The 12099-nt window shown below is 59.4% G+C and carries 12 protein-coding genes and 1 tRNA gene; 4 read left to right on the forward strand and 9 right to left on the reverse strand.

All coding sequences use genetic code 11. The features are described from left to right. Positions 1-30: 30 nt before the first annotated feature. The gene (locus ACN9MW_RS22915; RefSeq protein WP_426163014.1) at positions 31-924 is read right to left on the reverse strand and encodes a hypothetical protein; all 894 of its coding nucleotides are present in this window, start codon (positions 922-924) and stop codon (positions 31-33) included. A 102-nt stretch (positions 925-1026) separates the two neighbouring features. On the opposite strand from ACN9MW_RS22915, the gene ACN9MW_RS22920 reads away from it, so the two are divergent. The 4 genes from ACN9MW_RS22920 to ACN9MW_RS22935 all read left to right on the forward strand — a co-directional run bounded on the left by ACN9MW_RS22920 (position 1027) and on the right by ACN9MW_RS22935 (position 3313). Next, the gene (locus ACN9MW_RS22920) at positions 1027-1644 is read left to right on the forward strand and encodes a TetR/AcrR family transcriptional regulator (protein ID WP_426163016.1); all 618 of its coding nucleotides are present in this window, start codon (positions 1027-1029) and stop codon (positions 1642-1644) included. Then, positions 1641-2495 carry an alpha/beta fold hydrolase gene (locus ACN9MW_RS22925; protein ID WP_426163019.1) on the forward strand — a complete coding sequence of 285 codons (855 nt, stop codon included), beginning with the start codon at positions 1641-1643 and terminating at the stop codon, positions 2493-2495. The genes ACN9MW_RS22920 and ACN9MW_RS22925 overlap by 4 nt, the downstream gene beginning before the upstream one ends. A gap of 49 nt (positions 2496-2544) precedes the next feature. Then, a complete protein-coding gene (locus tag ACN9MW_RS22930; RefSeq protein ID WP_426163021.1) occupies positions 2545-2958 on the forward strand; it encodes a GNAT family N-acetyltransferase in 414 nt (137 codons plus the stop codon). A gap of 208 nt (positions 2959-3166) precedes the next feature. Then, a complete protein-coding gene (locus tag ACN9MW_RS22935) occupies positions 3167-3313 on the forward strand; it encodes a GNAT family N-acetyltransferase (RefSeq protein ID WP_426172358.1) in 147 nt (48 codons plus the stop codon). Between the two features lie 333 nt (positions 3314-3646). On the opposite strand, the gene ACN9MW_RS22940 is transcribed toward ACN9MW_RS22935, so the two are convergent. The 8 genes from ACN9MW_RS22940 to ACN9MW_RS22975 all read right to left on the reverse strand — a co-directional run bounded on the left by ACN9MW_RS22940 (position 3647) and on the right by ACN9MW_RS22975 (position 12084). Beyond that, positions 3647-6181: a UvrD-helicase domain-containing protein gene (locus tag ACN9MW_RS22940; protein WP_426163023.1), complete on the reverse strand. Its 2535-nt coding sequence runs from the start codon at positions 6179-6181 to the stop codon at positions 3647-3649. 197 nt (positions 6182-6378) lie between these two features. Then, positions 6379-7491, reverse strand: coding sequence for a serine hydrolase domain-containing protein (locus ACN9MW_RS22945; RefSeq protein WP_426163025.1), 1113 nt, complete (start codon positions 7489-7491; stop codon positions 6379-6381). 218 nt (positions 7492-7709) lie between these two features. After that, positions 7710-7785 (reverse strand) — tRNA-Asn (locus ACN9MW_RS22950). 51 nt (positions 7786-7836) lie between these two features. Beyond that, positions 7837-8640: a hypothetical protein gene (locus ACN9MW_RS22955; RefSeq protein ID WP_426163027.1), complete on the reverse strand. Its 804-nt coding sequence runs from the start codon at positions 8638-8640 to the stop codon at positions 7837-7839. Between the two features lie 75 nt (positions 8641-8715). After that, positions 8716-8943, reverse strand: a complete 228-nt coding sequence (locus tag ACN9MW_RS22960) for a hypothetical protein (protein ID WP_426163029.1) — start codon at positions 8941-8943, stop codon at positions 8716-8718. 129 nt (positions 8944-9072) lie between these two features. Beyond that, positions 9073-11256 carry a TonB-dependent receptor gene (locus ACN9MW_RS22965; RefSeq protein ID WP_426163031.1) on the reverse strand — a complete coding sequence of 728 codons (2184 nt, stop codon included), beginning with the start codon at positions 11254-11256 and terminating at the stop codon, positions 9073-9075. A gap of 107 nt (positions 11257-11363) precedes the next feature. Next, positions 11364-11783: a cupin domain-containing protein gene (locus ACN9MW_RS22970; RefSeq protein ID WP_426163033.1), complete on the reverse strand. Its 420-nt coding sequence runs from the start codon at positions 11781-11783 to the stop codon at positions 11364-11366. Between the two features lie 100 nt (positions 11784-11883). Continuing rightward, positions 11884-12084 carry a hypothetical protein gene (locus ACN9MW_RS22975; RefSeq protein ID WP_426163035.1) on the reverse strand — a complete coding sequence of 67 codons (201 nt, stop codon included), beginning with the start codon at positions 12082-12084 and terminating at the stop codon, positions 11884-11886. Between the last annotated feature and the right edge of the window lie 15 nt (positions 12085-12099).

Raw genomic sequence — 12099 nt, forward strand, 5'->3', positions numbered from 1 at the left:
GCCAGTGTAACCCGGCCATTGCGATCGTGCCTATCGCTTGCCTGCCGGCTCCTGCGGCCGATACCACAACTCGCTGCGTGCCAGCGGTGTTTGCGGCGGCAGGTCTGGATTGGGAATGCGGAACAGGCGGCGCCGCGCCAGGCCGGAACGCTTGATCAGCGGACCCTTGTAGGTCATGAACAGCGCCTGCAGCGAACCATCCTGCACCATCGCCTCCAGCCCCGCCTCCAGCCGGTTCGCCAGCGCCTCCCCTTCCGCATCGCGGCGCGTGAAGAAGTAGCGCGCCAGCGGATAGTAAAGCGCGAGGTCAGGCTCCACCTCGAAGCCGAAGCGCTTGTGCCATCCATCGTATTCGCTCAAGGCTTCGTCGACGGAACGTGACAGGGCATCGAAGCGCCTGACTTCCAACATGGAGAACAAACCGTCGTAGTTATTTCCTTCCACCACCTTGAAGCCACCGGCCTGCAGGATGCCGATATCGACCCAGCCCTTGCCTTGGCCAATGCTAAAGCGGCGCAGCTGGTCGAGCGACTTGACCTCGGCGAACCGGGGCAAGTCCTCGTGGCGCACCAGCAGCAAGCGGTAGCCGATCAGGCCTCGATCAACCGGAATGCGCACCGGGCGAAATTGCTGCTCCAGTTGCGCCGACGTGGCCCGCACAAAAAGATTGATCGAGCCTGATCCTGCGGCTTCGGTCGTCACCCGTGCCGGCGACATGAATTGGCTGGCCTGGCGCAACTCGTAGGGCCCGAACCTGGCGCGGGTCTTCTCGAGCGCCGTGCGCAACACCTCCCAGTCGTACAGGTAACGGCTGTCATGCTCGGACTCCGGTCGCGGATAAACAACCTGCTGCGGCGCCTTGGCGGGGTTTGCAGCCGCCGGCTGCGTGGTCGACAAGGCCAGGAATAGCAGGCTCAAAAACATGGCGCGTCCCGTACGCCGGGCCCTGGTCTTTTTCATGCGGGTGAGCTTAACCCGAAACGAAGAAACTTGACTAGAATGTCATTCTAGAACAATATTCTAGACATGACCCAAGCCGACCGAAAATCAGCCATCCTGTCCGCCGCCCTTGCCGTGTTTTCCGAAAAAGGCATCGAGGCCACGTCGATCGACGACATCCGCCAGCGCAGCCAGTCGTCGGTGGGCAGCATCTACCACCACTTCGGCAACAAGGAAGGCATTGCCGCCGCGCTGTTTGCACAAGGGCTGGATAGCTACTGGCAGCAGATCAAGGCCAATGTGGCTCGGGCCGGAAACGCCGAATTCGCCATCCATGCCATCGTCAGCACCCACCTGAACTGGATCGTGGAGCAGCCGGACATGGCGCGCTTCCTGTTCGCCCGCCGCCAGGCCGTGAGTGCCGAACATGACGATGCCATCCGCCAGCGCACGGCGAGTCATTTCAAGGAGGTGTTCGAGAAGTTGAAGCCATGGTTCAAGCAGGGCGTGCTGCGCCGGATGCCCATCGAACTGTACGGCCCCCTGCTGCTCGGCCCATCACAGGAACTGGCGCGCAACTGGCTGGGAGGGCGCGTCGGCTTCAATCCGCTTAATGCAATTGATGAATTGAGCAGCGCCGCCTGGCGCACGCTCGCCACCAATCCATCCCACACCGGCGTCGCCTACGAAGGATCAAAACGATGAGCGCCACCCGCTTCACGCTGCAAGCCCAGGACGGCCAGCAACTGGCCGCCTACCGCCACGATCCGCCGCGCCCCGCCCGCGCCCAGGTGGTGATCGCCCCTGGCATGGCGATTCCCCAAGGCTTCTACGCCGCCTTCGCCGCCTTCCTGGCAGGATTGGGCTACCGTGTATGGACCTTCGATTACCGCGGCATAGGCGAGTCCCGCGAAGGACCGCTGCGCCGCTGCAAGGCCGACATCACGACCTGGATTGCGCTCGATCTCGAATCCGTCGTGCAGCACGCCGCGCGGCATGACGCCGCGCTTCCCCTGTTCTTGCTCGGCCACAGCCTGGGAGGACAGACCGCGCCACTGCTGCCGTCCATCGGCAAGGTAGCGGGCTTGATCAACATCGCCGTTGGCAGCGGCGCCACGCGCCACAACCAGCCGCGCATCCAGCGTACCGCGCCGTTGCTGTGGCACGTCCTGACGCCGCTGTTCTGCAGGGTGCTCGGCTACTTCCCCGGCAAGCGGCTGGGCATCCTTGGCGACATTCCGCGCGGCGCAATGATGCAGTGGCGCCGCTGGTGCCTCACGCCGGATTACCTGCTCACCGGCGAACCCGGCGCGCGCGAAGCCTATGCCAGCGCCAGCTTCCCGGTACTCGGCCTCACGTTCGGCGATGACGAACTATTGCGCGAATCAGGCTCGCGCATGCTGCACGAGGCGTACACCAGCGCAAAGGTTGATTACCGCGTGCTCAGTCCCGCCAGTTTCAACCAGGAGCGCATCGGCCACTTCGGCTTCTTCCGCTCGCACCAGGAAAAAGTCCTGTGGCCACTCGTCGGCGAATGGCTCGACCAGCACTGCTGATCAGAGTCTTCGGACTTGGGTGAGTTGGCAATTTGGTAAAATTCGGTGCATGAATCCGACCATCACCTACTCCGTTGAAGCGGACGTCGGCATCGACGAATTCCGCCATCTTTTGCACGCATCTGGCCTGGGCCGCCGCCGCCCTCTGGACGACACCGCGCGGCTGGGCGCGATGCTGGCGAATTCCAACCTGATCCTGACCGCACGCATGGATGATGGAAAACTGGTCGGCATCGCGCGCGCCATGACGGACTTCTCGTTTGCCTGCTACCTGTCCGACCTGGCGGTCAGCGACGAGGTGCAAGGAAAGGGCATCGGCGCGCGCCTGATCGAAGAAATGCGCGCGCATCTCGGTCCAACGGTCAACCTCATACTCAGTTCAGTCCCGGAAGCAGTACCCTTCTACCAGCGCATCGGCATGGCCGCATTGCCCGACTGTTTTTGGTATCGGCGGGAGTACTAGCAAGCGCCTGGTGATCATAGATTCCAAATCGGATCGCATCATTGGCACCATCTGGCATTTCCGCTCAGTACCCTACTTTAACGCGCGCGAAATCGGTTACACCATGTTCTCGGCCTAACTCCGGGGCCAAAGCATCGCCACCCAGGCTGTGCGGTTATTGGTGCGCCATTTGTTCGAAAGCCTGCTGATAAACCGGCTGGAGATTCGCATGGATTCCCGCAACCTGGCTTCCGAACGTGTCGCCATCAAAACAGGCTTTACCAAGGAAGGGGTGGCGCGGGGAGCCAACTTCGTGCGCGGCAAGCACATCGACATGAATGTTTACGCATTGCTACGTTGCGAATTACTCGACTGAATGGGCCATACGATTGTCGACAGCTTATCTTCCCGCCTCCTCCCACCTTGATGAACCTGGGGCCGATGCGATCTCGTAAATCACTTTCGCCTGTTCAGCCAATAGCGCGTTGAGTTCTATGCGCCATCATCCCCTTAGCTCTCCAACGGGCTCTGGGGCCGCGCCAAGGTTTTCGGCCCCGGCAATCGACTGTCGACTTGCCGATTCCTGCAGCTCCAGCGTCCATCCGAGGCTGCGCCCTTCCGCGCTTTAAAAAAACGCGTGAAGGCTGGGCACTTGTCGAGGAAAGCCATGCAACTTGCAGTTGAATTCGATAAACGTCGGTATGCCGCGCTATCGTGGATCGAGGCGCGCGAATTCTGCAAATACCGCGCCTTTGGGAATGCTGCCGATTGCCCCGCCATCCTTCTTTGCAGCGTACCAGGTGCAGCTCTCCATGGCCCTAGTGACTCCAACATAAGCGAGCCGCCTAGCCTCCGCACGTTGCGCCTCATCGTAGCTTCCAAGCCCTGCCTGCGCATAAAGGAAGTTCTTTACCGGGTTGGTACCATCGTAGTTGCAATCTCCGAGCAGTACCACCGATTGTGCCTCGAGCCCTTTCGAGCCGTGGATCGTCATGAGTTTCGCCTTCTTCCCCCAAGACCTATTCGGAGAGCCGCTAAGCTGCGTAAGGACGGCCCTGCTCCGCGCAAGCACCAGCATAGGGTGGCTTTCACTGGCTTTCGTTCGCTCGATTTCCGACGATATGTGCTGGCGGATCTCGGCGTACGGCAAGTCCTTCTTCGCTTCGAAAATTCGTACGGGCGTGGCAGAGTCTGCCCATTCCCCCTTCGCTCGACAGGTCTTGCTTTCCATTCCCGGAACGCCGGCCAATACGGACTCTGCACATCGCAGTATGCGATCACTGCTCCGGAAGTTCTCTTCCAAAAGGATCTTTCCGTGAGAGATTGCGGGGAAACTATCCTTGAACCGCACGAAAAATTCAGGCGAACTGCCCCTCCAGCCATAAATGGACTGGTAATCGTCGCCAACGCAAGTAAGCGACCCTGCCATCCCCCGCTTGACCAGCTCTTTTTGGCATCCACGCACCCATTTGACAATCTGCGGTGAAACATCCTGAAACTCGTCAATCATCAGGTGCCGCATGGCCCCGAGCACCTGGGAGGAGACCTTCGAAAAGTTCTCCGGATTGTCTTCAGAGAACCGGGCAAAAAGCTGGTTGAACGTGCAGATTCCGCGCTCTTCCAATACAGCCTCGAAATACGGCCAGAACAGGGCCGTGGCACGCATGAAGTCGATATCTCGCCCCAGGTTGTTATCCTTGGTGGCTTTAGCTGATGAGAGCGTGTCTGCCACGGGCAAGCCGAGGTTTTCGACGAACTGGGCAAGGCCATGGAAGCCCTTGACGATGGATTTCGACTTGAATTCGCCCGGGGCGATCATGTTGAACATGAGGACCTCGCTCCGCTTTTCCTCGTCGTCGGCCAGCCATTTCAGAGTGGCACGCAAGGCGGTCAACTGATCCAAGTCATCGATCCAGACAATCGGCTTTTCGCTAATCCCTGCCAGGAGTTTACGCTTTGTGTTGATGTTGCCAGCCGAAGGCACGTCATCAAATGAGGTGCCCTTGTAGAACTGCGCGCCGCCAAGGACAATGTGAGCCCCGATTTGGGGTACGTAGCCGTTGACCCAGAATTCCTGCGAAAACTGCGAGGACACAGAAATCGCTGTCGTCTCGGCCACGATTCCGGGCAGCGGCCACACGCCGGGGGCGACTTCCGCACTCCACTTGATGTCGAGCGCCTCGGTCATCTTTTTGTCCACTTTTGCAATTTTGGCGATGTTACCCTGCGTGCTCTTGTCCGTCGCGCGTCGGGTCAGCGTCAATCGCTGCTTGAAAAGCTTGACGACAAGGCCGTGGAACTCCTCGTTCCTGCTGAATGCCCGTTCGTAGGCTATGCGAAGAAGGTCGTCGAGCTTATGCGTATCCGGGCTGTCATCGACGATGTCTTCGCGCCTGGAAGCAACCGAAGTTGCCTCCTGTTCGCTTTCATCCTCCAGCTCGTCTTCTTCGCTCAACTCGAGGAAGTTTTCGACATCGACGTCCCGCACTGGTCCTTTGCGTTCGCGATCCAATAGCTCCAGTACCTTAGGCGGGGGCGACATGCTCTGCCGCGCCATCTTCAGCACCATGGAATGGAATGTGCGCACAATGCTTCTCGCATCGGTTTCTGAGAGGTCTACTCCCCATTTTTTCATGGATTCGCGAAGTTTCTTCACGAAGTCCGCGCGGCTATCCTTGGTAAAGGTGAAAACCGAAATGCGGCTACGGTCGATTTCACGATACAGGTTGAGGGCGATGACTCGCAAAACGAGGGACGAGGACTTTCCTGAGCCAGCTCCCGCAATGACGTAGGTAGCGGGATCGTCGGCGAGTATCATTTTCCATTGCTGGGGCTGTGGCGGATATTCAACCCGCGCTTCCACGTCGCGCATGAACTCGTCGCGAATTTGGCTCGTGAATCCGATGGGAGTTGGACTAACAACCCATTTTGCCCGCTCGCGCGCAGCCTCCCGTTCCTTACGTTCGGACTCTTCGGCAGCGGCACGAATTCGCTCGGCATGTTCGAGCCTTTCGAACTCCCGGCCTTCGGCAAATCCCCGCCTGTAGGATGCTTCGGCATTGGCTTTCAACACCTCCGCATCGCGATGCAGCGCGTTCTCGACCTCTTCCCGTTGCGTCCGACTACTTTCTCGCAATTCCTCTAACGCCATCCTCGAATTGCGTCGGACCGCGGCCAATTCGTGCTTATGCCTCTGCACGGATACGAGTGAAAGTACATCCAGAAAAGCATCGAATAGAGACATGAGAACCTAGTTTGCTAACTGATGGCAATATAGTATCGCAGGGCGGCGCTCGAGCCCAATCCTTCAAGGTCTGTAGGAAATGCCTACAGTGGTGGGAATATTGGAGGAATAATTAAGTGAAAACGACCCCGCGACTTCTCTCGGGGCCATTCAAGAGCAGCTGGTGCCAGAACGTCATGGCGCTCTGCCGTCGGAATTTATTTGGCCGGAGCCAGCGTCGGAAACAAGGCGCCCAGCATCCCATTGATGACCACATCGGCGCCCATGTCTTCGAACGCATTGGCCACGGCGAGCACGCCGCTGTCCTGTTCGGGGAATAAAACGACCACCGCAAGCCAGTTGCCATCGGAACCCTGGTGCACCAGTGCCGGCCCCTTGCGTCCGGCGATTGACGCTTGCACTCCCCAGTCGAGCCCTGCCCCACTACCCGGCTGGGCCGTCTGCATCAGCTTATAGCTGGCAGGCAGCAACAGCTTGCCCCGTCCTTTAGCGCCAGCCAACTGGTCGAGACTGAAACGCGCCCAGTCAGCGAGGCTCATGTGCAGGAATCCAGCCGGCGCGTACATGTCCGGCACGCCATCGGCTTCCTGCTTGACCTCCAGTTTCGGCCTGCCTTTGCTGTGTCCGCGGATCTGGCCGTCGTGGGTTGCGCCGCTACCTGCTGTGGCCATGCCTAGCGGCCCGAAGACTTCAGCCTGTATCAACTCGTCGTAAGGTTTTCCAGTGGCGCGTTCGGCAATGGCAGCCGCGATCAGGAATCCAGTGTTACTGTAACTAAAAGCCGAACGTGGCTTCCGCGCTGGTTTTTCCTTGAGTGCGGAAGTGATGTAAGCCAAGCGCTGCTGCGTCAACGCGCGGGTGTCTCCAAAGTAGGTGTTGAGAGCCTTGGTATTGCGCAGATCACGCGGTAGACCGGCTTTGTGTGATAACAGATCGATCAATGTAACCTGACGATATTCCGGCCGCATTGTCTTGGCGAGATCGGGCAGCATTTGTTCCAGGGACGCATCCCAAGACAGGGTACCCCCTTCGACCAAACGCGCAACCATGGCCACCGTCATCACTTTGCCGGTCGAACCGATCACCCACGCGTCATCCTGCGTGACGGCGTCCTCTTCATCATTGCGGCGAACGCCAGCCACTGCCTGGTCTTCGACCTGCCCGTTCCGCATCACCAGCACGCCAGCAGCGGGGACCTTGGTGCCGGCCATGGCCCTTGTCAAGACGGCATCGAGCTTGTCCGCAGCACTAGCGGGGATTGCAGTGGTCAGGATCAGGGCCGCAGCGGCGGCGAGGAAGCGAAAGCGCATGTTCTCTCCTTCATGTTGGGCTATTGCCAATGAAACAAAGTCTACCGGCGATCCGATTACGCCCACCCATTACGTGCGACGAACTGCAATATCAGTCGCCTGAGCCGTCACTTTTCGATCGCAAACACGGCTTACGGATAGAACGTCGCCATTCGAACGCAGAAATGAAACCTGAATGAAAAAAGCCCAACCGGTTAAGGCTGGGCTTTTCAGTGTTCTGGCTCCCCGACCTGGACTCGAACCAGGGACCTGCGGATTAACAGTCCGTCGCTCTACCGACTGAGCTATCAGGGAAAAGAGGCCGCATTATATCGACCCATTTCCGATTTGCCTAGTCCTGGCCATTCATTTTTTTTGAACCGGCCCCGAATCGGTGTTTTTCGCCATGCGGCGGTCGCAGACATCGACCTTCCAAGATTCCGGCCACTGCTCGTCCTCGATAGCGTCTTCCAATTCCTGTCGCTGCTTAAGGTAAGTGTCCCGATCGTTGGCGCGGCAAGCGTAGGAGGCATACTTGTTGCGGTTGTGGACCTGGTCCGGAAAGCGCCGCAGCATGTCTTCAAAGCCAGCCTTCATCAGCTTCCAGTCCGGATCGCCCGGCCGGCCAAACTCAAACTCATCGTCATAGTCCCGAATCCAGAACAAGCGCGCATACATGGCGCCGCCTTCACTCCGCTGCGACAGGCCGGCTGCCCGGCGCGCAAAGCGTTCGTATTCGCCTGGCGCCCCACCCCACTTGCGCTGCTTGGCGCGAGACATCGAAAAATGGATCTGCTGCGACTCCGGGAATGCCTTGACTGCGTCATCGTAAGCCGCGTCAAGGCGGTCCCGCGCGACGTTTGAATCAATCAGGACGTCGATGTAAGTGCTATGCCACAAAGGGCAGTTGCCCGCCACCGCCTTGGCGTCCTCCAGCCTTGCGCGAGCCTTCGCCATCCTTTCGCGGAACAATTCCCAGCCTTCTGGCGGCACGCTGCCGGCATATCCGCCGCCTCGGCCGTGCCAAGCGTATGCTTGCCAATACAATGCTTCGAGCAAAGCCTGCGCCGGCGAATCAGGCGACTTGCTGCGCCACGCGCGCAACGTCGTCCCCACGCCGCTCCAGTCCTTCCACGTGTAGAACTGCCTCACGAATGTACGCGAAAACACCAGGATTTCCGGCTGCCCGTCGGGCAGGCGGGTGTCCTCCGCGCACAATGCCAGCAGCAGCCGGTCAAGTTGTTGCTAGTCTTGCTGGTGCCACATTGCCGTCAATGGCATGCCTCGCAACCAGATAATGGTCTCCATCAGACACAGCTTGCTGACCACATCGTCCTGGCATGGCGCATCCTTTGGGACGCCCGGCAAGACTGGCTTGGGCAATATCGCCTTCAGCAGAGGGGTCGCGGCGTTACAAGTAAAGCTGGCTGCACACAGTACGGCAATCGACAAAAGGCGGGCAAACGCATTCATTTGGCGGCTCCTTGCGGTGGCGTTCAGTCAGATTACCCTATCTCTTCCGAGCCGGAAAACAAAAAAAGCGGCCCGCAGGCCGCTTGTATTGATAAAGCCACGCGCTCGCGCGGCGGCTTTACCGGAGGATCAGAACGAACCCTTGAACTGCACGCCAAACTGACGTGGCTCGTTGACGAAGCCGGTCAGGTTGTTGAAGTCGATGGCGCCGGTGACGCGGCGCTGGTCGGTGATGTTGCGTGCAAAGGCTGCGACTTCATACTTGCCGCCGGCCCAGTTGTAGCCCACGCGCAGGCCGCCTTCGGTCAGCGGAGCGCCGGTGAATTCAACTGCTTCGTACAGGAAGAAGTTCACCTTCGAACGGTAGGACCAGTCGGTCACCACGAACAGGTTGCCTTCTGCCAGCGGGTAGTTGTAGCGGGCGTTCAGGTTGATGATCCACTTTGGAGCCTGCGGCAGCGCGTTGCCGTCGATGACCACGCGGCCGGACGAGTTGATCGGGTCCAGGATGGTGCACTGCGCGCACTTGTTCACGGACAGCGAAGGATCGCGGATCTCGGTGAAGTTGTACGAGGCGCTGGCGGACATCTTGAAGTCGTTGGTGATGAAGCCTTCGATTTCGCCTTCGATACCACGGCCCTTGGTCTTGGCAGCGTTAATCAGCTTGGTGACGTTGGAGTTGCCGCCAACAACGGTCAGCTGCTGGTTCTTCACGTCGTAGTCGTACACGCTCAGGGTTGCGCGTGCGCGGCGGTTCCACAGGTCGGCCTTCACGCCGGCTTCGATCGAAGTGATGGTTTCGGCGTCAGCCACGGTGATCGGCACCGCGGTGGAAGCGGCGGCGATCGATGGCGCGCGGAAGCCGGTTGCGTAGCGGGCGTACAGGCTGACATCGTTGTTCAGCTTATAGGTGCCGCTCAGGTCCCAGTTGAACTTGTCCTTGGATTCGGAAACCGATTTAGGACCAACCAGCGTGGTGCCGGTGGTTTCCAGGGTATCGAAGTCCTTCTTGTCTTCGGTGTAGCGCAGGCCGCCGCGCACGGTGAACGCGTCGTTCACGGCGTAGTTCACGGAACCAAACAGCGCCCAGGCTTCGTTCTTCTGCTGCGATTTCACGCGCGAGGTACGGTCGCCGGCAACGTTGAAGTTATCCTGGCCTGCCACTGCCTTCTCGTCGAAGTAGTACACGCCTGCCTGCCAGTTCATCGGGCCGGTGTACTTGGACTCTACGCGGAACTCCTGCGAGTACTGCTTGATGTCCGGTACGAAGGCTGCGGTGGCAACCTGGAACGGCACTGCTGGCGCGTCGCCCGGATTGCCGCCGTCGATGTCGCCGCGCGAGTTGTAGCGAGCCACGGTCTCGTAGCCGGTGATCGAGTACAGCTTGTGCGCGCCCAGGTCCCAGCTCATGCGCACATTGGCGCCCTGGGTCTTCAGTTCCTGGTCTTCACGGCCGTTGATAGCGATCTTTTCCGGATCGAAGCCGTCGGCGAAGGTATTGGAACCCTTCTTGATGATATTGGCGCGGAACAGGCGCGAGCTGCCGGTGGTCTGGCGCTGGTGCACGTTGAACAGGGCGTTGAACACGCCGTTCGGCTGGTACAGCACCTGCACGCGTTCAGCGTGTTCGTTGTAGCCTTCCAGCGCATCTTTCTCGCCGGTGTAGGTGTTGTCGACGAAGTCGTCGCGGTGCTGGCGCAGGGTCGAGACGCGCAGGGCCCACTCTTTCGACAGCGGCACGTTGGCGGCGGCTTCCAGGTTGACGGTAGCGTCGGTAGCGTAGGAAACGTTGTAGAAGCCTTCCACGCCACGCAGGCTTGGCTTGGCCGATTCGAACTTGACCACGCCGGCCGGGGTGTTACGGCCGAACAGGGTGCCTTGCGGGCCGCGCAGCACTTCCACGTTGGCCAGGTCGAACATCGGGTAACCCTTCAGGATCGGGTTTTCCTGCACGACGTCGTCGTAAATCAGCGAAACCGGCTGCGAGGCGAACACGGCGAAGTCGGCATTGCCGTAGCCGCGAATGTAGAAGCGCGGGAACACACGGCCGGTCGACGATTCGACGTTCAGCGATGGCGTCTTGCCCGCCAGGACGCGGATGTCCTGGCCGCCGGACAGCAAAATGTCCAGTTTTTCGGCCTTGATCGAGGACACGGACACCGGCACGTCGCGGATATTCTCGGCGCGGCGCTGTGCGGTAACGGTCACTACTTCCATTTGGCCGGCTGGGGCCTGGGTTGCTTCCTGGGCCATGGCGGCCATCTGCACAGTAGCCAGGCTCACCAGCACGTGCATCTTGGACAACTTCATCATGTTCTTTCCTTGTGGGCGGTTTGATGGATGTCCCCTATTCTCCCCACAGGTTGCGGTCTGTCGCCGCAAAATAGCGGGCATTATATACCCACTATAATTTTTAGACACTATTCCGTGACCGTCAGCGTGCTATTGGAGGCTCCAGCATAGAACACCACCAGCTTGAGCGGAACCTTGCCAACATTGCGGCCGTTATGCAGCGTATTGACCACTTCCGCCAGCGCCTGGCCCGCCTTCAGGTGCTTCACCGAGCCATCCTTCAGGCTCACTTCCAGTTCGCCTTCCAGGATATAGGCAAACGAGGCAACGGGATGCAGGTGCCAGCCCGTCTCCGCTCCGGGAGCGATCTCGATCAGCATGGCCGTCACCTCAGCCTGCCCGTTCGGGTATGCCAGCGCTGCACCATTCCAGCTCGTAGGCGTCTGCAGCAATCTGGTGACTTTGACGGAAGCGCTCTGTTCCAGCGCAAAAGCAGGCTGGGCAGCGAGGAGGGAGATCGCTGTAACGGTTGTGGCGAAAATTTTCATGGATGGCTCCGGTTGGTAGATGCCGTATGATAGGCACAAGCCAAATAAAAAAGGCTTTGCGAGCGATCGCAAAGCCTTTTTTAATGCGGTGCCAAGAGGTTCAAGCCAGCGCTTCCTTCGCCGCTTCTTCCGGCGTCAAGCCGTCATAGAACAGGTCTGTGAACCACTCAATCTGTTCTTCGATATGGTCCTGGGCCTGCTCCACCGTGGCGCCGCCTTTGACCAGGAAATCTTCCACCTCGATGCACCACTGGATCAGTTCCAGGGTTTCCGGATCGAGTTCTTCTTTCTTTTTTGCCATGTCATCCTCCCGCGC

The sequence above is a fragment of the Pseudoduganella sp. R-34 genome (genome assembly GCF_049904655.1).
Lineage (GTDB): Bacteria > Pseudomonadota > Gammaproteobacteria > Burkholderiales > Burkholderiaceae_D > Rugamonas.

Bases quoted from the DNA above. Each gene is read 5' to 3' on its own strand.
- ACN9MW_RS22960 (WP_426163029.1), bottom strand. From the start codon at position 8,943: ATGAATGCGTTTGCCCGCCTTTTGTCGATTGCCGTACTGTGTGCAGCC.
- ACN9MW_RS22970 (WP_426163033.1), bottom strand. From the start codon at position 11,783: ATGAAAATTTTCGCCACAACCGTTACAGCGATCTCCCTCCTCGCTGCC.
- ACN9MW_RS22945 (WP_426163025.1), bottom strand. From the start codon at position 7,491: ATGCGCTTTCGCTTCCTCGCCGCCGCTGCGGCCCTGATCCTGACCACT.
- ACN9MW_RS22975 (WP_426163035.1), bottom strand. From the start codon at position 12,084: ATGGCAAAAAAGAAAGAAGAACTCGATCCGGAAACCCTGGAACTGATC.
- ACN9MW_RS22940 (WP_426163023.1), bottom strand. From the start codon at position 6,181: ATGTCTCTATTCGATGCTTTTCTGGATGTACTTTCACTCGTATCCGTG.
- ACN9MW_RS22915 (WP_426163014.1), bottom strand. From the start codon at position 924: ATGTTTTTGAGCCTGCTATTCCTGGCCTTGTCGACCACGCAGCCGGCG.
- ACN9MW_RS22965 (WP_426163031.1), bottom strand. From the start codon at position 11,256: ATGATGAAGTTGTCCAAGATGCACGTGCTGGTGAGCCTGGCTACTGTG.
- ACN9MW_RS22930 (WP_426163021.1), top strand. From the start codon at position 2,545: ATGAATCCGACCATCACCTACTCCGTTGAAGCGGACGTCGGCATCGAC.
- ACN9MW_RS22935 (WP_426172358.1), top strand. From the start codon at position 3,167: ATGGATTCCCGCAACCTGGCTTCCGAACGTGTCGCCATCAAAACAGGC.
- ACN9MW_RS22920 (WP_426163016.1), top strand. From the start codon at position 1,027: ATGACCCAAGCCGACCGAAAATCAGCCATCCTGTCCGCCGCCCTTGCC.
- ACN9MW_RS22925 (WP_426163019.1), top strand. From the start codon at position 1,641: ATGAGCGCCACCCGCTTCACGCTGCAAGCCCAGGACGGCCAGCAACTG.